The sequence below is a fragment of the Paenibacillus sp. FSL R7-0297 genome (assembly GCF_038009025.1).
In the GTDB taxonomy this organism is placed as follows: Bacteria; Bacillota; Bacilli; order Paenibacillales; family Paenibacillaceae; genus Paenibacillus_AQ.
In genome coordinates this window covers 1,051,881-1,072,197 of the sequence record NZ_JBBPAQ010000001.1, presented here as the reverse complement: position 1 = coordinate 1,072,197, position 20,317 = coordinate 1,051,881, and the positions used below count along the sequence as shown (strand labels likewise).

At 50.2% G+C, this 20,317-nt stretch carries 23 protein-coding genes and 1 riboswitch; of the genes, 21 read left to right on the top strand and 2 right to left on the bottom strand.

Annotated features, from left to right (window positions below; genetic code table 11):
- The first annotated feature begins 197 nt into the window (after positions 1–197).
- Complete coding sequence (locus MKZ24_RS04595; RefSeq protein WP_042231394.1) at positions 198–611, top strand: hypothetical protein; 414 nt, start codon at positions 198–200, stop codon at positions 609–611.
- Positions 612–696: 85 nt separating this feature from the next.
- Here the strand turns inward: MKZ24_RS04595 and MKZ24_RS04590 are convergent, their stop codons facing one another.
- Entirely contained in the window at positions 697–1,221 is a 525-nt protein-coding gene (locus tag MKZ24_RS04590) for a hypothetical protein (RefSeq protein ID WP_042231396.1), read from the bottom strand.
- 209 nt (positions 1,222–1,430) lie between these two features.
- Here MKZ24_RS04590 and MKZ24_RS04585 point away from each other — a divergent pair, with 209 nt between their 5' ends.
- The 10 genes from MKZ24_RS04585 to rsmI all read left to right on the top strand — a co-directional run bounded on the left by MKZ24_RS04585 (position 1,431) and on the right by rsmI (position 9,215).
- Positions 1,431–1,616, top strand: a complete 186-nt coding sequence (locus MKZ24_RS04585) for a sigma factor G inhibitor Gin (protein ID WP_042241246.1) — start codon at positions 1,431–1,433, stop codon at positions 1,614–1,616.
- A gap of 219 nt (positions 1,617–1,835) precedes the next feature.
- A complete protein-coding gene (locus MKZ24_RS04580) occupies positions 1,836–3,572 on the top strand; it encodes an aminotransferase class I/II-fold pyridoxal phosphate-dependent enzyme (RefSeq protein WP_042231398.1) in 1,737 nt (578 codons plus the stop codon).
- Entirely contained in the window at positions 3,573–4,214 is a 642-nt protein-coding gene (tmk, locus tag MKZ24_RS04575; protein WP_039305713.1) for a dTMP kinase, read from the top strand.
- 113 nt (positions 4,215–4,327) lie between these two features.
- Positions 4,328–4,657, top strand: a complete 330-nt coding sequence (locus tag MKZ24_RS04570; protein ID WP_036723983.1) for a cyclic-di-AMP receptor — start codon at positions 4,328–4,330, stop codon at positions 4,655–4,657.
- A gap of 40 nt (positions 4,658–4,697) precedes the next feature.
- On the top strand, positions 4,698–5,141 hold the full coding sequence (locus tag MKZ24_RS04565; protein WP_039305718.1) for a YaaR family protein: 444 nt from the start codon (positions 4,698–4,700) through the stop codon (positions 5,139–5,141).
- Positions 5,142–5,158: 17 nt separating this feature from the next.
- Entirely contained in the window at positions 5,159–6,133 is a 975-nt protein-coding gene (gene holB / locus MKZ24_RS04560) for a DNA polymerase III subunit delta' (RefSeq protein ID WP_042231400.1), read from the top strand.
- 149 nt (positions 6,134–6,282) lie between these two features.
- A complete protein-coding gene (locus MKZ24_RS04555; RefSeq protein ID WP_039305726.1) occupies positions 6,283–7,083 on the top strand; it encodes a PSP1 domain-containing protein in 801 nt (266 codons plus the stop codon).
- A 31-nt stretch (positions 7,084–7,114) separates the two neighbouring features.
- Positions 7,115–7,477, top strand: a complete 363-nt coding sequence (gene yabA / locus MKZ24_RS04550) for a DNA replication initiation control protein YabA (protein WP_039305729.1) — start codon at positions 7,115–7,117, stop codon at positions 7,475–7,477.
- A 59-nt stretch (positions 7,478–7,536) separates the two neighbouring features.
- Positions 7,537–8,313 (top strand): tRNA1(Val) (adenine(37)-N6)-methyltransferase, encoded by a 777-nt coding sequence (locus MKZ24_RS04545; protein WP_042231402.1) that lies wholly within the window; start codon positions 7,537–7,539, stop codon positions 8,311–8,313.
- The gene (gene rsmI / locus MKZ24_RS04540; RefSeq protein ID WP_340781463.1) at positions 8,310–9,215 is read left to right on the top strand and encodes a 16S rRNA (cytidine(1402)-2'-O)-methyltransferase; all 906 of its coding nucleotides are present in this window, start codon (positions 8,310–8,312) and stop codon (positions 9,213–9,215) included. The genes MKZ24_RS04545 and rsmI overlap by 4 nt, the downstream gene beginning before the upstream one ends.
- 861 nt (positions 9,216–10,076) lie before the next feature.
- On the opposite strand, the gene MKZ24_RS04535 is transcribed toward rsmI, so the two are convergent.
- Positions 10,077–10,331 carry an AbrB/MazE/SpoVT family DNA-binding domain-containing protein gene (locus MKZ24_RS04535; protein WP_019914502.1) on the bottom strand — a complete coding sequence of 85 codons (255 nt, stop codon included), beginning with the start codon at positions 10,329–10,331 and terminating at the stop codon, positions 10,077–10,079.
- 303 nt (positions 10,332–10,634) lie between these two features.
- Between MKZ24_RS04535 and MKZ24_RS04530 the strand changes: the two genes are divergently transcribed.
- From MKZ24_RS04530 to purR, 10 genes are all read left to right on the top strand, one after another.
- Positions 10,635–11,918: an HD domain-containing protein gene (locus tag MKZ24_RS04530; protein WP_340781462.1), complete on the top strand. Its 1,284-nt coding sequence runs from the start codon at positions 10,635–10,637 to the stop codon at positions 11,916–11,918.
- Between the two features lie 53 nt (positions 11,919–11,971).
- Positions 11,972–12,742 carry a TatD family hydrolase gene (locus MKZ24_RS04525; RefSeq protein ID WP_039305744.1) on the top strand — a complete coding sequence of 257 codons (771 nt, stop codon included), beginning with the start codon at positions 11,972–11,974 and terminating at the stop codon, positions 12,740–12,742.
- 198 nt (positions 12,743–12,940) lie between these two features.
- Positions 12,941–13,170, top strand: a riboswitch (cyclic di-AMP (ydaO/yuaA leader).
- 287 nt (positions 13,171–13,457) lie between these two features.
- The gene (locus MKZ24_RS04520; RefSeq protein ID WP_340781459.1) at positions 13,458–14,618 is read left to right on the top strand and encodes a 3D domain-containing protein; all 1,161 of its coding nucleotides are present in this window, start codon (positions 13,458–13,460) and stop codon (positions 14,616–14,618) included.
- Positions 14,619–14,778: 160 nt separating this feature from the next.
- Entirely contained in the window at positions 14,779–15,330 is a 552-nt protein-coding gene (gene rnmV / locus MKZ24_RS04515; RefSeq protein ID WP_039305750.1) for a ribonuclease M5, read from the top strand.
- Positions 15,327–16,211 (top strand): 16S rRNA (adenine(1518)-N(6)/adenine(1519)-N(6))-dimethyltransferase RsmA, encoded by an 885-nt coding sequence (rsmA, locus tag MKZ24_RS04510; RefSeq protein WP_340781458.1) that lies wholly within the window; start codon positions 15,327–15,329, stop codon positions 16,209–16,211. The genes rnmV and rsmA overlap by 4 nt, the downstream gene beginning before the upstream one ends.
- Positions 16,212–16,284: 73 nt before the next feature.
- On the top strand, positions 16,285–17,184 hold the full coding sequence (yabG, locus tag MKZ24_RS04505; RefSeq protein WP_042231411.1) for a sporulation peptidase YabG: 900 nt from the start codon (positions 16,285–16,287) through the stop codon (positions 17,182–17,184).
- A gap of 325 nt (positions 17,185–17,509) precedes the next feature.
- Positions 17,510–17,785, top strand: coding sequence for a biofilm formation stimulator Veg (gene veg / locus MKZ24_RS04500; protein WP_036696386.1), 276 nt, complete (start codon positions 17,510–17,512; stop codon positions 17,783–17,785).
- Positions 17,786–17,910: 125 nt separating this feature from the next.
- The gene (locus MKZ24_RS04495; RefSeq protein ID WP_039305760.1) at positions 17,911–18,087 is read left to right on the top strand and encodes a small, acid-soluble spore protein, alpha/beta type; all 177 of its coding nucleotides are present in this window, start codon (positions 17,911–17,913) and stop codon (positions 18,085–18,087) included.
- Between the two features lie 175 nt (positions 18,088–18,262).
- Positions 18,263–19,117, top strand: a complete 855-nt coding sequence (gene ispE / locus MKZ24_RS04490; protein WP_042231412.1) for a 4-(cytidine 5'-diphospho)-2-C-methyl-D-erythritol kinase — start codon at positions 18,263–18,265, stop codon at positions 19,115–19,117.
- Positions 19,118–19,287: 170 nt separating this feature from the next.
- Positions 19,288–20,115 carry a pur operon repressor gene (gene purR / locus MKZ24_RS04485; RefSeq protein WP_042231413.1) on the top strand — a complete coding sequence of 276 codons (828 nt, stop codon included), beginning with the start codon at positions 19,288–19,290 and terminating at the stop codon, positions 20,113–20,115.
- Positions 20,116–20,317: the final 202 nt, after the last annotated feature.

The following is a 20,317-nucleotide window of genomic DNA, read 5'->3' as shown; positions in this document are numbered from 1 at the left end:
GCAAATAAGCAGAAACCATATATAAAACGCTTACAAACGAGTGACATTTTTGTTACCGACGTGTCGATAGTTCCAAGTATAATAGAAAAGTGCAAATATTAAGCAGAGGCCTTAATACGAATGAACTACAGATAAATTCTAACTTTGAATTTTCTTGCGTCTTTAGATGCATGGTAGAGGTAAGGAGGATTTAAGGTATGAAGCGAACCCAACCTTTATGGATATTAGTTATTCTTTGTATAGTTGGAGTTATGCTGGCCGGCTGCGGAGCGAAGGAGCCGGCCTGGGAGACTTTTGACGGTGCGCTCAATGAGAAAAGCTTTCCCGTTCCTAAAGAAGCCAGTTCCCCCGACAGGACCACTACGAACGTGGCCATGGATTATGTAAGATACTCTTTGCCCGGGCTGAAAGAGAAGAAGGGTGTACCTGAGCCTTATCTGGAGGAGATCAAGGCATGGGGATGGGAAGAGCAGAGTAATGAGGATTCAGGAAGCTCCCGCGTTTTTCAGAAGGAAGGACTTATTGTACACTTAACCGTGCATGATGGCTACTTCATTGTAATGATCCCGAAGGAAAAGAAAGTCACCACCAAAGGATTAAAGAGCAAATAAAAAAATCGCCGTCCGTATAGGGATGGCGAATTTTTTTGTGTGGGATGCAAGTTGAATATGCGCCCGTATGTATGATTGCTTAAGATTATTGGGCGTAATAGGAGGCATCAGACGGATTAAATTTCAGCATGCCGTCTTTCGCTTCGCTGCGCAGCCGCAGAAGGGTATACAGGCGGGGCAGCAGCAGCCATAGATGGCATATTACTAAAGATGCGGTAAATGCAGGCGGTGCCCAGACGATAAAGAGCGCTGTGATGCAGAGACCGATCCACAGGTTATGCATTTGTACTTTGCTGAAGATGCCATAGTTGATATATTGATCAGGCATATAACCGGGCCAGGGCAGGTGCAGGGACATTTTCCACCGTTTTACGATAGGGTGTCCGGAGATCAGCAGAACTGAACGCGAAATGACATATTGAATCCACAGCATTACGGGTCCGGCAATAATCATGAACAGAATGCTTAGCCAGGATAGGAAAACTGTTTCCAGTACAAGGAACACAAAAGGAAGCGCAATATAGACCCGCAGCAGGGATGCGGAAATATTAATTTTTTTGATAAGCTTGTATTGATAGAATGTAGCAGCGCCTTTAGTGTTTGGTTCCATAAAGAAATTTCAGACCTCCTCACAAGTTCTCATGTTATTAATATCGGCCTAACCGTGCGATTTATTAAACCCGGGATCAGATACACCGATTGGGCATTAGGCGAATATATATATTTCAGGCTATGAAGGATTAGGAAAAAACTATGAAAAGGTTTAAAATGATAGAAGGTGTACCATACTGATCTTAAAAGAGTCAAGGTGGGATGATTATGGAACAGCAAACCGGGCAGGCCTGCATCATCTGCGGGCAAGTAAAGGAAGAAGGCATTGTGATTGTCTCGCATTTCATCTGTGAGGATTGTGAGAGTGAGATGGTGCGTACAGAGGCGGAAGATGCCAAGTACCGTTTTTTCATCGGCCGGATGAAGAAGATCAATCTGCAGAAGAATGCTTAACCCGAGAGCAGCAGCAACAATTTACAAGTAAGTATATAAAGAGCGGGCGGTGGATGTGTGTCGCGTTGGCTGCAAATAAAAGGGTTTCTCTAACGGTTTCTCCGCCAGGGTCTGGTGTGGGAGCCGTTTTGTTGTTTCAGGAAGACTTTGTGCATAATAATAGGCGTTTGGGTATATTTGCGTTAAAATAGAAGGTAACCCCCAGGGAAGGAAGAACAAATGAACAATTTACAGCCTGGCAGGGCACCTGTATACGAAATGCTGGAACAATATAAACTTAAGGGTAATATATCTTATCATGTGCCGGGGCACAAGAATGGCGAAGCTTACCGGAATACCGGCGGTGCAGGGTATCTGGCTGACGTGATGCGCTATGATGCGACAGAGATTACCGGAACGGATGATCTTCATCATCCTGAAGGGGTAATTCAGGAGGCTCAGGAGCTGGCGGCGGATTGTTTCGGCGCAGAGGAGAGCTTCTTTCTGGTAGGCGGCAGCACATCAGGCAATCTGGCACTTATTCTGACCGTTTGCTACGAGCCGGGGATGCTGCTTATCCTGCAGCGCAATGTCCACAAATCTGTAATCCACGGACTGATGCTGGCCGGGGCACAGGCCGTTTTCTTGGAGCCGCAGATTGATCCAGGCAGCGGGCTTGCGGTTGCACCGGCGGTAGAAACGGTCCAGGCTGCACTGGCGGCTTATCCGGAGGCTGCCGCGGTACTGGTTACTATGCCGAATTACTACGGCATGGGCAGCGATCTTGCGCCCCTCGCGCAGGCCTGTCACGACAGCGGGATTCCGCTACTGGTGGATGAGGCGCACGGGGCGCATTACGGGCAGCACCCGGCGCTGCCAGCCGGGGCGCTTGCCAGAGGCGCGGACGGCGTGGTGCAGTCCACGCACAAGATGCTGACGGCGCTGACGATGGGCGCCATGCTGCATGTGCAAGGGCCATGGCTCGACCGTGCGCTGCTTCGCCAGCGCCTCGCCATGGTGCAGAGCTCCAGCCCATCATACCCCGTGATGGCTTCGCTCGATCTGGCCCGGCGGCTGCTGCACAGCCAGCGCGCCGGTGCCTTCACGGCGGGGCTTGCCGCCGTGGACGTCCTGCGGCGCGGCCTGGCTGTGCTGCCGCGCTTTGGTCTGCTGCAGCCGGCCGTGCCGCTGCAGCGCACCTGCGGCGGTGCTGACGCCGCAGAGACAGATACGCCGCCGCAGCACGGGGCGGCGTACGGGACACAGGACCCCTTTAAGGCCGTCATTTATGACGCCGCCGGGGTCCTGGGGGGCTTCGAGCTGCAGCGCAGGCTCGAAGAAAGAGGAATCGTGCCGGAGATGAGCGACGACCGGCACGTGGTACTGGCCTTCAGCCTCGGCTCGAAGGCAGAGGATGCAGCGGTGCTGCTGGAGGCGCTGCGGGATATCGCGGCGCAGACAGCCTGCGGGGTGCCGCAGAGGAGCGGCACGGGGTCAGCTTTTGATTCTGGATGCGGCCTTGCTTCTATTTCCGATGCTACAGCAGGCTCTGGCTTTGTCCTTAATTCTGCCCCTATCGTAGAGTCTCAATCGGATTCCACCTCCAGGACCATACTGGCGGCTGCATCATACAATAAGGGGGAAGAGGCTATGTCAGCCTTTTCCAGCCTAAATTCCACGTGGAACAATTTCAGCACATCGCTGATCTCAGCTCCGGTCCGGTTCTCCACGAAGCCGGTTGCTGCTAGGGAGACAGAGAGTATAACGCTTGAAGCAAGTGCGGGCAGGGTGGCGGCCGAAATGGTTATTCCCTATCCGCCCGGAATACCGCTGCTTTATCCCGGAGAGATCATAACAGAGTCCATATGCGGCAGGCTGGGCAGCCTCCGCGCTGGCGGGGCTAAATTTCAGGCCTGTGCCGATCCCGCCTTACAGCATATTAAGGTATACAACATTCAGAAGGGCGGAGAAGTATAAGTGAAGCGCGAAGGTTTCTTCATTACTCTGGAGGGAGGCGACGGCTCCGGTAAAACAACCGTACTCGGCAGAGTAGCGGCTTATCTGCAGAATCATTCCATGCCCTACTTAATCACCCGCGAACCGGGCGGAATTGAAATCGCCGAGAAGATCCGCTCCATTATTCTGGACCCGGCCCATACGGCTATGGATGCCCGGACAGAAGCCCTATTATACGCGGCAGCAAGAAGCCAGCATCTGGCGGAAGTAGTCGAGCCTGCACTGCAGGAGGGGATTACTGTGTTATGTGACCGATTTGTAGACAGCAGCCTGGTCTATCAGGGTTATGCAAGAGGACTCGGCATCGAGGAAGTGTGGGGAATTAACCGGTTCGCGACCGGCGGCAGGATGCCTGACCTTACCTTCTATCTTGATGTTGATCCTGAGGTGGGGTTGTCTCGGATAGCAGCTAATCAGAACCGGGAAGTCAATCGTCTGGATCTGGAGAGCCTTGAATTTCACCAGAAGGTTAAGGCGGGTTACCAGCTTGTGGTGGATTCCGATCCGCAGCGGATTGTTGTACTTGATGCCAACCGCCCGATCCATATGGTGGAGCAGGACATTGTACAGACACTGAAAGACCGGATATTAAAGGATTTCTAAGAGGTTTTGTCAAATAAACAATAGAGGTATAATGATTACACACAGACCTGAAGCAGGCTAGCGCAGCTGCGAGGAACTCTGTGATCACACAACATGCAGGAGGGGAAACGAAGATGAATTTGATCATTGCAATTATCCAAGATAAGGACAGCAACCGGCTATCCAGTGAACTAGTCAAAGCGAATTTCCGTGCAACCAAGCTGGCCAGTACAGGCGGATTTTTGCGGGCGGGGAACACCACTTTTCTGATTGGGGTAGATGATATTCAGGTTGATGCAGTACTGAGTGTAATCCGCAACAGCTGTAAAGTACGTGAACAATTGGTCACACCTGTAACACCGATGAGCGGTACGACAGATTCATATTTGCCTCTTCCCGTGGAAGTTCAAGTAGGCGGAGCTACAGTATTCGTCCTTCCGGTTGATCGTTTCGAGCATTACTAACGCATAATATAGCAATAAACCATAGGGGCGGTAGATACCTTTGAAGATCAACCCGGGCTACAGGCCCTTAAAAAGTGAATTGTCGACCACGGAAGCTGACCGGCGGCCTGTTCAGCAAAAGAACTTCACCGATGTATTTCAACAGCAAAGTGAGCAAAAAACAATAGATGAACTAAACCGCCAGATTAAAGATATCCAGCAGCAAGGCGACCGGCTCTCTAAATCCATGACCGTCCGTGAACTGGCGATCTACCGGAACATGATCAAACGGTTCCTGGAGGAGACCGCCCGCCGCGGAGTGATCCTGAAGGAGACCAAGGGCTGGGACCGACGCGGCCGGGGCAAACGCTACAAGCTGCTGGATGAAATTGATGCCGCTCTGCTGAATATGGCAGATGATCTGCTGGACAGTGAGCAGGGCAGGATTGATCTGCTCGGACGGGTCGGAGAGATCCGAGGACTGCTGATTAATCTTTCGTTCTGACAAACTTGGAGGAATATATGTCTTTTCATGAATTATTAGGCCAGGAGGATGCCAAGCGGCTGCTTCAAAATGCCTTGCGTAAGGACGCTGTAAGTCATGCCTATCTGTTCACTGGTCCGCCAGGGAGCGGCCAGGTCAGAATGGCTATGACGTTCGCCCAAGCGATATTCTGCACGAAGTGCAAGGATGATGCCTGCGGGGAATGTCTGGAGTGCCGTAAGGTGGAGCATGGCAACCATCCCGATTTATCGTTGCTGCGGCCCGATGGGGCGAGTATCAAGATTGACCAGATCCGCGAACTTCAGCGTGTTTTTTCATACCGCTCGGAAGGAATTAACCCGAAGGTTTATATTATAGAAGGAGCGGACAAAATGACGGTGCAAGCCGCCAACAGTCTGCTGAAATTTCTGGAGGAGCCTCCTGCTCCTGCGGTAGGAATTCTGATCTCTGATAACAGCAGTTCCCTGCTGCCGACGATCCAGTCCAGAACCCAGCGCATTCCGTTTAGTCCGCTTCATCCGGATATTATGCTTCAGGCGCTGTCCAGTGAAGGGGTTCCGGTGCCGCTGGCACGGTGCGCGGTATCACTGACTGCAGGTCTTGACGGCTGCAGGGAACTTTTGGCACAGAATTGGTTTGCAGAAATGAGAAATCTAGTGTTACAATTAGCAAAGGAGTCTTTGGGCAAAGGCAGCTCCGCAGTAGCAACTGCAGGGCAGAAGGTGTTCAAGACCGGGCTAGGTGAACATTTGGATATTCTATTCAGCATGTTTCACTTATGGTTCAAAGATATGCTCTACTTCCTGTACCGAAAGCACGAAAGTATCGTTTTCATAGATCAGTTAGACTTCATTTCCAGGGCTGCCCGTCAGCGGAGTACGGAACAATGGGTAGCTTACATGGAATTTGCGGTGGAGAGCAAGCGCAGGCTCCGCTCCAATACCAATACCCAGTTGTGTTTGGAGCAGTTCTTAATCCGGTTGGAAAGTTAAAAGGCCGGGTTATTTATGATAAATCCTCCGGATAAACGCTTCAGCACCTGGAAGTACGGGTTTAACGGATGAGGAAGGACAAGCATGAATCATCTGGGAAGCAGGCTTGCTTAAGGATTCCTTTTACCGGCAAACAAGGGGGTTAATTTTTGTACAGCGTAGTAGGTGTCCGCTTCAAAAAAGCGGGTAAAATATATTATTTTGATCCACTTGATTTCCCGATTGAGCGCGATCAATGCGTTATTGTTGAGACAGCAAGAGGGGTCGAATACGGTAAGGTTGTCGTTGGCAAAAAAGAGGTGCAGGAAGCAGACGTTGTACTGCCGCTCAAGAAGGTCATGCGTATTGCCGGTGAAACCGACGCCCGTGTGGTCGAAGAGAACAAAGGTGCTGCAAAGGACGCTTTTACCACCTGTTTAAATAAAATCCGCGATCATGGCCTCAAAATGAAGCTCGTGGATGTGGAATTTACGTTTGACCGTAATAAGATCATTTTTTATTTCACTGCCGAGGGCCGCGTGGATTTCCGCGAACTGGTTAAGGACCTGGCAAGTATTTTCCGAACCCGCATCGAGCTCCGGCAAATTGGTGTGCGTGATGAAGCCAAGATGCTTGGCGGACTTGGACCTTGCGGACGGGTGCTCTGCTGCTCCTCCTGGCTGGGTGATTTCGAGCCGGTGTCCATCAAGATGGCCAAGGACCAGAATCTCTCGCTGAACCCGACCAAGATCTCGGGACTATGCGGACGGCTGATGTGTTGTCTGAAGTTTGAGCATGATAATTATGAGAGCACGAAGGAAGAAATGCCGGCGGTAGGCAAAATCGTCGTAACCTCACTGGGTGATGGCAAAGTAGTAGGTATTAATGCCGGAAGCCGCACAGTTCATGTGCAGTTGTTTGAAGTGGGCAAAGTTAAAGAACTTCCAATGGATGATGTTGTCGTCAAGTAAACCATTATAAGGTTACTTTCGGGGTGGAAACTTGGAGAAGAAAAATATATTTGCACACATGCAGGAGATGGAAGCGCAGATGGATGAAATGCGCGCCACTCTAGGAGATTGGAAACAGACGGTTAAAGAGCTGATGGAAGCAAACCAGAAGCTTAGTCTGGAGAATGAGCAGCTACGTATCATATTGAAAAGGGAAGCCCCTCTGGATAAGGCCGCGCTTTCTGCTGAGGCGGAGGCTATACTGGCTGCCGAAGGCAAAGAAGAGGTTGTCGGAGAAGGTTACGATAATCTGGCCAGACTGTACCATGAAGGTTTCCACATCTGCAATGTCTATTTCGGGCATTTGCGGACGGAAGGCGATTGTCTGTTCTGCCTTTCTTTTCTGAATAAATGAGGATATCCAGCCGTAGGAGATTTTCGCCTACGGTTTTTTTGAATTTGGAGGAATGTACAATGACCAATTCGTTTAACGATACCCCGGTGTCCTTGCATAGTGCGGAGCGGATCGATGACTTGCTAACCCATGATCTGCGGATTATCCAGAGTGACGAAGTATTCAGCTTCTCTATGGATGCTGTACTGCTGGCCCGGTTCGCCAGTATACCGCCGCGCGGAAGAGTACTTGATCTATGCACCGGTAACGGAGTTATCCCTATGCTGCTGACCACGCGCACCAAAGCTTCTATTGAAGGGATAGAAATTCAGCCCCGTCTTGCCGACATGGCCCGGCGCAGTGTAGCTTTGAACAGGCTGGAGGAGCGGGTGCTGATCCATGAAGGTGATTTGCGGGAGCTGCATAATACCGCAGGGTATGGTGTATATGATGCAATAACGGTTAATCCTCCCTATATGCCGCTTAACGGGAGCGACCTGAAGCTGAATTCACATCAGGCCATGGCCCGTCATGAAATTGGCTGTACGCTGGAGGAGGTCATTCAGGCCTGTGTCCGGCTGGTCCGCACTGGAGGCAAAGTCAGTATGGTACATAAGCCGCAGCGTCTGGTGGATATCATCAGTCTAATGCGTAAGCACCGGCTGGAACCGAAGCTGATCCGCTTTGTACATCCCCGTGCCCATCTGGAGGCGAATATGGTACTGATTGAAGCGGCGCGCGACGGGAAGCCGGAGGTGCGTTTACAACCACCTTTAATCGTATATAATGAGGACAATCAATACTGCCCGGAGATTATGGATATTTATTATGGGAACAAAGAGGATAACAGCCAATGACGATAACATGCCAAAGCAGCTTTCAAAATAACAATGACGGAGCAAAGCCCGAAGGATGCGGCTGTCTGTATCTGGTGGCTACACCGATCGGTAATCTGGAAGATATGACGTACCGCGCGGTACGCACTTTGAAGGAATGCGATATTATTGCCGCAGAGGATACGAGACAGACGCGTAAATTACTGAGCCATTTTGAAATTACACCCTCCATGCTGTTCAGTTACCATGAGCATAATAAGGCGGCAAGCGGACCTGAACTGATACGCTATATAATAGAAGGTAAAAATTTAGCCCTTGTCAGCGATGCCGGCCTGCCGGCGATTTCTGATCCTGGAGCTGATCTCGTAGCTCTTGCTGTAAGTCATCAAATTCCGGTCATTCCGATTCCCGGAGCTAACGCGGCGCTGTCAGCTTTGATTGCTTCGGGATTGCCTACCGCCAGCTTCACATTTATCGGTTTTCTGCCCAGAGAGCGCAAGGATATCCGGGCCGTTCTGGCACCTCTCCGCTCTGCTCAGGGCACACTACTCTTCTATGAGTCACCGCATCGTGTCGCTAAGACGTTGGTTCATTTGCAGGAAGCCTTTGGCAACCGCCGGGTTACACTGGCCCGTGAGCTGACCAAACGGTATGAGGAATTTCTGCGCGGTACGATTGAAGAATGCTGTGCCTGGCTGGAGGAGCATCCTCCGCTTGGTGAGTACGTAATTGTGCTTGAGGGAGAGAGCAAAGAAGAGGCGGAGCTCGCGGAGTCTTCCTGGTGGCGGGAGCTGAGTATCGAGGATCATGTTGCCCATTATGAAACCTCAGGCCTGCCGCGCAAAGACGCGATGAAAAAAGCGGCCTCAGACCGCGGATTAGCCAAGCGTGATATTTATAATGCGCTGCTGGAGCGGGAGTAAGAGTATAGAATGGATGGATAGCGTAAAATTGATGTGATTTATCAAGACTTAAACTTTGGGTAGGCCATTTCTGATCTAAAAAATTTAACCAGAGCCGTTAATGAAATAATTGTATTCAGTACACTTATATGGATATAATTATTCCTTATATTAGATATAAGTGTAGTTTGTACATTTATATTTATGGAAAAAGGATGATTTAGAGGATATGTATGGATATAATTGTATGAAATACAACTAAAACAATCAGCCGCTCACTTTGGTATTAAATAACTGTACAGAATGCAGCTATCCAATTTTTCCAAAACCGATTATCCAATATTGCACCTAAACATTTTCCAGTATCAACTGGCTGCACCAATGTTAACGCCACTCTGACAGATAGCGATTCCCGCAGGGAGAGCGGTTCCATGCTCAAATGTCACTTAAGAGCGTAACCGCACGGCCGCCGCAAGAGCGAAGCGTGCGGCGGAACTCTGCGCATGGGAGGGCCCTGAGGACGCACCTTCAGGGAGTCCGAAAAGGGCCGGTCCACCGCCTAACTTGGCTTCCTTCCGCGCCAGCTTGCACAGTTAGCCAAGCTTCCGGGTGTCCAGAGGGCCGGGGCCCTTGGGGCCCTCCCTGTAGGGAGGGTTTGGGAGGGTGAAAAGAAGTTAATGTTTATGATTTAATGTTTAGATTTAATGTTTAGATTTAATGATTATGAATTTAACGGTTAATGTTTAAATAGGGTAAAGAGGTATCCGGGGAACGTCCCCGGAAAAAGGGCAAAAAAATACCTCCCGCGCTAACGGGAGGCCAAGGAGATATAAAAAGGTTAGAATTAACAATTTGATTAGTTCCTATTATAACCTATTTGTTTTAGTTTGTCACAGGGGTAGGGATAGCAGAAATACATTCATGACAAACAATTTTACCTTTGAAATAGGTTACATTCTCAGCATTGCCGCAGAAAATACAGGCAGGCTCATATTTCTTAAGCATGATCCGCTCACCGTCCACGTAAATTTCGAGCGCATCTTTTTCTCCGATACCCAGTGTGCGGCGCAATTCAATTGGAATAACGACCCGTCCAAGCTCATCTACCTTACGTACAATTCCTGTTGATTTCATCATTACAATCGTTGCTCCTCTCAATGTTCAAAAGCGTCAATATTCGACATTGTTCACTGTTTTATGATATTTATAATACCAACCATTCCCAAAACAGTCAACCTTTTTTGAGGCGAATTTTAAGGAAACTTTAAAGGAAACATTCATACCGCCATTGATTAGGCATATATCCCAAAAAGAACCTCGAAAATATTTGTCGATTTGTAAGTTGTTAGATTGTCATAATTCGACAAAGTACGACAATATTTATTATTATAACTGTAATTTCATCCTATTTCTATGGATATTTTCAAAGGAGTTGATCTCATGAAGCAACCGTTGACAGAAGAGAAGGTATTTAAGGATCCGGTTCATAACTACATTCACGTCCAGGACACCATTATCTGGCGACTGATTAACACCAAGGAGTTCCAGCGTCTGCGGCGCATCCGCCAGCTTGGCACCTCTTATCTGACTTTCCATGGAGCAGAACACAGCCGGTTTTCCCATTCGCTTGGTGTTTATGAAATTACCCGGCGGATTATATCGCAGTTTGAAAGAAGCGGATATAAGGATTGGATGCCTGAGGAGAGTCTGCTTACCCTGTGTGCGGCACTGCTGCATGATCTGGGACATGGTCCGTTTTCCCATTCTATAGAAGAAGCTTTTGAGATGGATCATGAGGACTGGACCTGCCGGATCATTCTGGAGGATACGGAAATTACCGCTATTCTGCGTGATGTAGCTGAGGATTTCCCTAATAAAGTAGCCTCCGTGATCTCCAAAACGTATGAGCATGAAATTGTTGTCAATTTGGTGTCGGGGCCGCTGGATGCAGACCGGATGGATTACCTTTTGCGTGATGCCTATTATACAGGGGTGAATTACGGAACCATTGACATTGACCGTATTCTGCGGATGCTGCGCCCCTATGACGGCCGGGTAGTTGTTAAAGAATCCGGCATGCATGCGATTGAGGATTACCTGATGTCACGTTATCAGATGTACTGGCAGGTCTATTTCCATCCGGTAACACGCAGCTCGGAGATTATTCTGCGCCAGATTCTCCGCAGAGCCAAGGAGCTGGTGCAGGAGGATTATGGTTTCCGGTTCATGATTGAGCCGCTCAGTGATTTGTTCCGCGGGGATGTAACAGTGCAGCAGTACCTGCTGCTGGACGAGGCTTTGATGCAGACAGCCTTCATGCAGTGGACGCTGGAGAAAGATGAAATTTTAAGCGACTTGTGCAGCCGTTTTATTCATCGTAAACTGTATAAATATGTGGAGATGGAGCATCTGGATACAGAGACGATTGACGAAATCCGCCGCAGCTTTGCGGGTGCTGGACTGCGAGCGGATTATGATCTGGAAATCGATTTTCCGACAGACCTTCCTTATGATGTATTTCGTCCGGGGGATGCTTTTGACAGTAAACAGATTCTGCTTCTGGACCGTCATGATAAGCTGCGGGAGATCTCTGAGGTATCAGATATTGTACGCTCGATCAGCGGGATTCACCGAGGCAGATACCATCTCTATTTCCCGCAGGACAGGCTGCAGAAAGCCCTTCCACGGCTGCCGTCCTCCATTGCAGATATTTTTGCAAAATAACCTAAAATACTTGTAATTCTTCATAGAAATCAAGGCGGAAAGGATGTAATATAATGCAGTTATTCGACACACATACCCATCTGGATGCTCCGCAATTCGACGAGGACCGCGAGGAGGTAATCGCCCGGGCACTGGAGTCCGGAGTCAGTAAAATGATCAATATTGGCTTCAACCGGGAGACGATACCGACAACGATGGAGCTCGCAGAGAAATATGATTATATTTATGCAGCGGTGGGCTGGCATCCCCAGGATGCATTCAGTATGAAGGAGGGCGACCTCGAATGGATCGCTTCGCTTTGCAGCCATCCCAAGGTAGTGGCCATCGGCGAAATCGGACTTGACTATTATTGGGACACCTCTCCTAAGGATGTACAGCATGAGGTATTCCGCAAGCAAATCGGCCTGGCGCGTGAACTGAAGATGCCCATCTGTATCCATAACCGCGATGCCCACGAGGATGTAATCCGGATTCTGCGGGAGGAAAAAGCGGGTGAGGTTGGAGGGGTGATGCATTCGTTCTCCGGCAGCTGGGAAAGCGCCAAAATGTGTCTGGATCTCGGCTTCCATTTGTCCTTCGGGGGACCGATTACGTTTAAGAATGCCAGGGTGCCCAAAGAGGTGCTCGCCCAGACTCCGCTGGACCGGCTACTGATCGAAACGGACTCCCCATATTTGACTCCGCACCCCTTCCGCGGCAAGCGGAATGAGACCGCACACGTAAGACTTGTAGCGGAGGCAGCTGCGGCAATAAAAGGGATTGATTTACAGGAATTGGCTGAAATTACGTATGCGAACGCACTGGAACGATTTGGGATTGTCTGAAAACGGGAGAAAAAGCGGTGAAAAATGAAGTATAGCCGATATATTAAACTTTTATAGTCCAAAAACGGCTGAATATTACAATATTTTAATCATTTTTTTACGTAAACGTGGTTGAATCGTCCTTTACAACATGCATCAAAACAGGATATCATCTTTTCAGTGCAGTGAGCTGTTGTTACTGTGACAGTCACTATTTCATGGATCGTCTCGCTGAGTCTCCGTATGGAGAACGGGGGAACCAATAAATGCCCTGCCGCATGCCCGTACATAGAGTACAACACAGAATTGCCGCAGAATTTATTTGATTTCTTCACGTGGTCTTTGGGGTGAATTTGAGGGCAACCGCCGTGAGCGGGTGACCTGAGATAGGGCGTCTCTCTTATGCCCGAACCCGACAGCTAACCCCGTAAGCGCAAGTAAGAGAGGAAACCTCGTGCATAAACATTCCCGCGTATTCGACACCGGAGAAGCCACGAAAGAGTCCTCTGTGAACTCTTTTTTGGGCTTTTTTTGTTATGAATAATGCGGATGTTCCCGGCATACTGTTATACAACAGATATCCGGAGTAGCTATGCCGAGCAGGCGATCCATGAGCAGGAAACGCTGGAGCAATGCGGGCGTATCCTGTTGCAATCTCAAACCTAGTTTCGTCAGAAATGATGCAGTCACCATGATATAACTTGGACGACGGGGCTATGTAAGGAGGATGGAGAGAGTGGGCGTATTCCAACCAGAGGTATCCCATGATTCGCAATCATCCAGCAGGTCTTTCGCATTACGGCTGAAGCAAGTGAATCCTCGCGTACTTTCACTTGCAGGTGTGATATCAATTGTTATCGCACTGTTAATTCTGCTGTACGTACACGGTCAGAGCAATAAAGAAATAATTTTAGTTATAGACGGACAGGTGCAGACACTGGAAACGCGGGAAACGCTGCTCAGTGATGTGCTGGCAAAGGAACAAATTTCGCTGCAGCCGTATGATAAGCTATCTATTGGCCTTAGTGATGAAATACAAGACGGCGACCGTGTCGTAATCACCCGTGCGCAGAAGCTTTTGCTTACTGCAGACGGTGCAACCAAGACCCTATACACCACCGAGGATTCGCTCGGAGATGCCATTACCAAGCTGGGTTACAGCCTGGAGGGCAATGATAAGATTTTCCCTTCGCTTGATACCGCAGTCACACCCGACATGGAAGTCAAGATTGTCCGTATTACCAAGCAGACCGTACAGCGGACAGTAAACTTGCCTTTTAAGGTCATCAAAACCGCAGACCCCTCTCTGTATAAGGGAGACGTAAGAGTTGCACAGGCAGGCAAGCCGGGCGCGATCATCCAGCATATCGAGAAGATATATCAGGATGGGGAGCTAGTCTCCATGAATATGGTCGGCAAGGAAGTTCAGACGGTAACCAAAGACAAGGTTATTGCCGTCGGCACCAAAGCGGTTCCGAAGCCTGTTGTAGCTGCTGCAACTACATCCAAAGCAACAACAACCTCCAAATTATCCAAAGTCAGCGCGAAGAGCAACAACGTCACGAGCAAGGCAGGCGTAGATTTTGAATACAAAAAAATGATCAAAAACGTATCTATGACGGCGTATTCCTCGGAAGAACCGGGAATTGGAACACGTACCGCCTCCGGCACACGCGTAACGGAAGGCCGCACTATTGCAGTGGATCCGAATGTAATACCAATTGGCTGGTGGGTGTACATTGAGGGATTAGGGTTTCGCCGAGCAGAGGATACCGGCGGTGCCATCAAAGGCAACAAGGTGGATGTTTACTACGATTCACTAAGCCATGCCCGTAATTTCGGCCGGAAGTCGCGGACCATCTATGTGATTGGACCTGTGAAGCCGGAGCTTAACTAAGCGCCAAGTCTTTTGCAAATTAGCGGTTTATAAGATATAGTGGGGGTAGCACTTACGGAATTTAGAGAGCTACCGCTCATCACTTATACATTCTTTAGCCAAAAAGAAGAGGAGCGAATCCTCTTCTTTTTGCGTTTTAGAGTAGGGGAGTAAATTATTTATGATTAAAGAATTAATTGTCGTCGAAGGTAAAAGCGATACCGTAGCCGTTAAGCGGGCCGTAGAAGCGGATACGATTGAAACAGGCGGATCCGCAGTGGACCGTAAGGTCATTGCGAAGATTACATTAGCCATGGAGCGCAGAGGGGTTATCATCCTCACGGATCCCGATCATGCCGGAGAACGGATTCGTAAAATTGTCTCCTCCAAGGTGCCCGGATGCAAGCATGCGTTCATTCCGGAGAAGGACGCTACCCGCAAAGGGGATATAGGTGTGGAGAATGCTTCGCCTGAGGCCATCCGCCATGCGCTGGAGCATGTTCACACGTCTTTTGAGGGGGCGCCGGCTGTAATCGGGCTGGATGATCTTATGGCCGCAGGCATGATGGTACACGCACAGGCAGCAGAGCGAAGAATGCAGCTTGGCAATCTGCTCGGTATCGGTTATTGCAACGGCAAGCAGCTGTACAAGCGTCTGGCGATGTTCGGTATTACACGCGAAGAGTTCGCGCGCGCGCTCGCCCAAATTGATCAGGGAGGCATTACTTCATGAGCGAAACTCTGAATATCTCATCACCAACCAGAACCAAAGCAATAATACAGCGGTACGGGTTTTCGTTCAAAAAAAGCCTGGGCCAGAACTTCTTGATCGACCAGAATATTCTGGACAAAATTGTCGATGCTGCAGGCCTGGATACTGCCGCAGGCGCACTGGAGATTGGCCCGGGTATCGGAGCCCTGACGGAAAGGCTGGCGATGACAGCGGGAGCAGTCACAGCGGTGGAGATTGACCGCAGACTGATTCCGATCCTCAGGGATGTCCTCTCACCCTATCCCCATGTAAAGATCCGCAATGATGATGTACTGAAGGTCAATATGCAGGAGCTGTTTGCCGAGGATTTCGCCGGTGTGGACCGGGTCAGTGTAGTGGCCAACCTCCCGTATTATGTAACGACCCCTATTCTCATGAAGCTGCTGGAAGAGAAGGTGCCGCTTGATAACATCGTCGTTATGATCCAGAAGGAAGTTGCAGAACGTATGGCGGCTTCTCCGGGCGGTAAAGAGTACGGAAGCCTCAGCATTGCCGTCCAGTATTACAGCGAGCCTGAACTGGTCTGCATGGTACCCCGCACGGTGTTTATTCCGCAGCCGAATGTGGAGTCAGCCGTCATCCGGCTGAAGGTCAGAGAGCGCCCGCCGGTTGAAGTAGCTGATGAGAAGCATTTCTTTGATGTCGTCCAGGCATCCTTCACCCAGCGGCGCAAGACAATTGCCAATAACCTGAAGGCCCGCTTCTTCCCTGAAGAAGGACGTGAACGTCTGGAGGCTCTGCTGGCGGAAGCAGGGATTGAGCCCTCCCGCCGTGGTGAGACGCTTAGCCTGGAGGAATATGCGCGTCTCAGTGCTGTCCTGCTGGAAGCAGGAATTGCTTAATCAATAGAAAACGCGCTGTGTGATGAACCATCCGGGACCTTTGCCCATAACATGGGGTAGAGGTGGTGTTGAAATGAATTTAGGAGACTTGGTCGTTCGTAAATCTTATGGCGGCGATGTGACCTTCCGGGTGGATAATATATTTCAGAATCGGGCCGTCATCAAGGGGACTGAATTCCGTCTGCTGGCGGATTCTCCGCTTGACGATTTGGTGCAGGTGCCGCCTACCCGGATTACCGAGCGGGGGCAGCAGGCACAGATCAAAGCTATAGAATCCCTAAGCTGGCTGCGCAAGAACCGCCAGGAGCAGAGCCAGCGCAGCGGAGAGAGTGTGTCCGGGACATGGACCCAATCTCCGAAGGAAGCTGCTTATTTTGAAGTGCCGGGTAAGGTGCTCCATCTGGACGGCGACGCGCTTTACCTGAAGAAAAGCCTGAGTCTGTATGAGCAGTTGCGCATACCCGCCGAAGGGCATCACATTCATGAGTCCAAAATGGCGGAGACCTTATACCGGCTGCTGCCCCGTGTGCGCCCGGATATTGTGGTGATTACCGGTCATGACGGAGTACTTAAGCAACAGCAGGCTTATGATCTCTACAGCTTGAGCAGTTACAAAAATTCACAGAATTTTGTTGCGGCCATCCAGGTGGCCCGGGAGTATGAGCGGAATTTCGATGCTCTGACGATTGTTGCAGGGGCCTGCCAATCGCATTTCGAGGCGCTGCTGGGCACAGGGGCGAATTTTGCCAGCTCACCGGGAAGAATACTCATTCATGCCCTGGACCCCGTCTATATTGCGGCCAAGGCTTCGTTCACTTCGATCCGCGATACGGTCAATTTGAGCGATGTATTGAACCATACCATTAGCGGCAACCAGGGAATGGGCGGAATTGAGACCCGCGGGAGCTTCCGTATCGGGATGCCCCGGCTGCAAAATCTTGCTACCCTGAAGGTGGCGCCTTCGGTGATGTAGTGGCAGATATAGAGAAGGAAGGATAAGCGATCCGGCTTATCCTTCCTTTTTTCGTGGAAATATAAGAATTTATATGTTTCACACGATAACTTATCCTTCTATTTCTCGCTGAAACAACACCGTCCCTTAAAAGGACGGCAAAGCCGTTTCTACTTGGCAGATTTGCGTTCAGCATTACCGCTAACAAGGAGCTTAAGCCGGGACTTCGTGATGCTAAAAAAATTCCGTTGACAACTTTTTTGGCATCATCTATAATTGTTTATTTGATTTGACAATGATTGTGAAAAGTTGTATAATGGACAAGGAAAGAGGTGGTCGTCAGGCAATGGCTAATAACGCGCTGTTGGAAATCAAACGCAGTCTCGAAGCTCACGTCGGTCATAAGATCACGTTGCGGGCTAACGGTGGTCGTCGCAAAACCGTTGAACGTACCGGTGTCCTGGAAGAAACGTACCCTTCTGTATTTATTGTCAAACTGGATCAGGAGCAGCAAACCTTTAAGCGAGTCTCCTATAGCTATGCCGATATACTTACTGAATCTGTGGAAATCACAGTTACCGAAGACGATGGGCAGATGCGGATTATGTATATTAAAGCTTAGCGTCACGGACAGTCTCCCTGCAGGGGGGCTGTTTTTTGTTTTTCCGCTGCATGACCTGTGTCCCTTGGCCGCATACTACATAAGCAGTAGCTCATCATCCAATAGCATAAAGGGAGGAATCCGTAATGAGCCGCAGAAGACGGGGCATGATGTCGGAGGAACTGAAGACAGAGCTGGCCAAGGAGCTTGGATTTTATGAAACGGTAGAGCAGGAAGGCTGGGGCGGGATCCGGGCAGTTGATGCCGGGAACATGGTCAAGAGAGCCATTCAGCTTGCTGAACAGGCAGCACGGAAATCGTAACGCCGTAAGCTGGGGTCTGCAGTTGTAACCTGGGTATCGCCTGCCGGCGGTACCTTTTTCCAAATACAGGGGTCCGTAGAAGCTTGCTCAACTTTTGTTAATGGACTTCACTGCCAGTTTCTCATATAATATGTTAAGTTGTTTTTACGGGAAAAGCTGAGGGTGGGTGAACGCCTTGAAAATGTATGAGAAAGCGCCGGCCAAGATTAATTTGATGCTGGATGTGCTGAATAAACGCGCTGACGGATTTCATGAAGTGGAAATGATTATGACTATGGTCGATCTGGCCGACCGTCTGGAGCTCTCCGAGCTGAAGCGTGATTCCATTATTATCTCTAGCCAGGCCGGGTATATTCCGCTGGATGAGAAGAATCTGGCCTTCCAGGCCGCAAGACTGATTAAAGACCGCTATAACGTGAGAAGCGGTGTACATATTCACCTGGACAAAAGAATTCCGGTCGCTGCCGGCCTCGCCGGCGGCAGCAGTGACGCCGCGGCTACGCTGCGCGGCCTGAACCGGCTCTGGCGCCTCGGGATCCCGGCGCAGGAGCTGCAGGAACTGGGCGCCGAGCTGGGCTCGGACGTCCCGTTCTGCGTCACAGGAGGCACTGCCCTCGCTACGGGCAGGGGAGAACGGCTGACGCAAATAGCGAGTCCGCCGCAATGCTGGGTCGTCCTGGCCAAGCCGCCGATTAATGTATCGACGGCTGAGGTGTACGGACGCGTACGCGCGAATAACATAGCGGTCCATCCGTCCGCACTCCGGATGCAGCAGGCGATTGAGGCCGGCGATTTCGCGGCGGTCTGCGCGGGCCTGGGCAATGTGCTGGAGGATGTGACCCTGAAGCTGCACCCGGAGGTACAGCAGCTCAAAGAAGCGATGGTGAAGCTGGGAGCAGACGGGGTACTGATGTCCGGCAGCGGACCGACAGTGTTCGGCCTGGTGTCGAAGCAGTCCAAGGTGGCGAGAATCTATAACGGACTCCGCGGATTCTGCAAGGAAGTCTATGCCGTGCGTTCACTGAGCTGATCCAGAAGGCACACAGAAACGGTTAGCGCTGCCCTGGCGGCTTAGCCGTTTCTTCTTGAGCCGAAGCGCAAGCCTTCTTCTGAAGGACGGTATAACCGTTTTCGCTTGTGTAAATCCGTACAAAAATGATATTATTCATAATAATATTCGGTTTTGGCGAGGAGCATTCCGTGAAGAAACTTAAACGAAGCCAGCGATTGGTTGATATGACCCAATTTTTACTTGAGAAGCCGCATGATCTGCTGCCGCTCTCGACCTTCGCAGAGCGGTACGGTGCAGCGAAGTCATCGGTCAGTGAAGATCTGGCTATTATAAAAGAGGTATTTGAAGGCGAAGGCATGGGCGAACTGCAAACCCTTGCGGGTGCTGCAGGCGGAGTCAGGTATATTCCGCGGATGCCGATGGACATGGCCCTTGCTTTCGTGAACCGGCTGTGCGGACAGCTGGAGCAGAGTGACCGGATTCTGCCCGGCGGTTATTTGTACATGTCCGATCTGCTGGGACTGCCGTCCCTGATGGAGCAAGCCGGTAAGATTATTGCTACGGCTTTTTACGGAGTAGAGATTGATGTCGTGATGACAGTGGAGACCAAGGGGATTCCGCTCGCTTATGCGACGGCTGCACAGCTTGGGCTGCCTGTAGTACTGGTGCGCCGCGACCATCAAGTGACCGAGGGTTCGGCGGTAAGCATTAACTACGTCTCGGGTTCGCACAAGAGTATACATACGATGTCGCTGTCCAGACGGGCATTGCGTGAGAAATCACGGGTGCTGATCGTGGATGACTTCATGAAGGCGGGCGGTACCGTACGCGGGATGGTTGATCTGCTGGGCGAGTTCAATGCCGAGGTCGCCGGTGTAGGCGTACTTGTAGAATCCGGAGCGGTGGAGAAGGAAGAACGCCTGCTGCATGATTACGTATCGCTCGTAAAGCTGACGGAGGTAGATTCCAAGGTACGGCGCATTTCCGCGTATCCCGGCAATTATTTCTCCTCCTGAGTGAGCTGGATTTCCAAAGTTAAAAACCCGGGCATAATGTCGAAACCGTGAGGAATCTTAAGATAACAGCACGAAATGTGTCGAAATCAAAGGTTCTGCGAAAATAATCTTCTTTATCAGGCATTTTATGGAATGAAAAAGAAGGAATTCGCTTTGCTGTGTGGAATTATACACCAAGTCTCTGATGGAAAAAGGTGGTGAA

Excerpts from the sequence above, each read along its gene's own strand:
- MKZ24_RS04495 (WP_039305760.1), top strand. The coding sequence starts at position 17,911 with ATGAGCCGCAGAAGACGGGGCATGATGTCGGAGGAACTGAAGACAGAG.
- holB (WP_042231400.1), top strand. The coding sequence starts at position 5,159 with ATGTCTTTTCATGAATTATTAGGCCAGGAGGATGCCAAGCGGCTGCTT.
- MKZ24_RS04570 (WP_036723983.1), top strand. The coding sequence starts at position 4,328 with ATGAATTTGATCATTGCAATTATCCAAGATAAGGACAGCAACCGGCTA.
- MKZ24_RS04580 (WP_042231398.1), top strand. The coding sequence starts at position 1,836 with ATGAACAATTTACAGCCTGGCAGGGCACCTGTATACGAAATGCTGGAA.
- rnmV (WP_039305750.1), top strand. The coding sequence starts at position 14,779 with ATGATTAAAGAATTAATTGTCGTCGAAGGTAAAAGCGATACCGTAGCC.
- MKZ24_RS04535 (WP_019914502.1), bottom strand. The coding sequence starts at position 10,331 with ATGATGAAATCAACAGGAATTGTACGTAAGGTAGATGAGCTTGGACGG.
- rsmI (WP_340781463.1), top strand. The coding sequence starts at position 8,310 with ATGACGATAACATGCCAAAGCAGCTTTCAAAATAACAATGACGGAGCA.
- MKZ24_RS04525 (WP_039305744.1), top strand. The coding sequence starts at position 11,972 with ATGCAGTTATTCGACACACATACCCATCTGGATGCTCCGCAATTCGAC.
- MKZ24_RS04590 (WP_042231396.1), bottom strand. The coding sequence starts at position 1,221 with ATGGAACCAAACACTAAAGGCGCTGCTACATTCTATCAATACAAGCTT.
- rsmA (WP_340781458.1), top strand. The coding sequence starts at position 15,327 with ATGAGCGAAACTCTGAATATCTCATCACCAACCAGAACCAAAGCAATA.
- yabG (WP_042231411.1), top strand. The coding sequence starts at position 16,285 with ATGAATTTAGGAGACTTGGTCGTTCGTAAATCTTATGGCGGCGATGTG.
- MKZ24_RS04545 (WP_042231402.1), top strand. The coding sequence starts at position 7,537 with ATGACCAATTCGTTTAACGATACCCCGGTGTCCTTGCATAGTGCGGAG.
- MKZ24_RS04595 (WP_042231394.1), top strand. The coding sequence starts at position 198 with ATGAAGCGAACCCAACCTTTATGGATATTAGTTATTCTTTGTATAGTT.
- MKZ24_RS04530 (WP_340781462.1), top strand. The coding sequence starts at position 10,635 with ATGAAGCAACCGTTGACAGAAGAGAAGGTATTTAAGGATCCGGTTCAT.
- veg (WP_036696386.1), top strand. The coding sequence starts at position 17,510 with ATGGCTAATAACGCGCTGTTGGAAATCAAACGCAGTCTCGAAGCTCAC.
- MKZ24_RS04585 (WP_042241246.1), top strand. The coding sequence starts at position 1,431 with ATGGAACAGCAAACCGGGCAGGCCTGCATCATCTGCGGGCAAGTAAAG.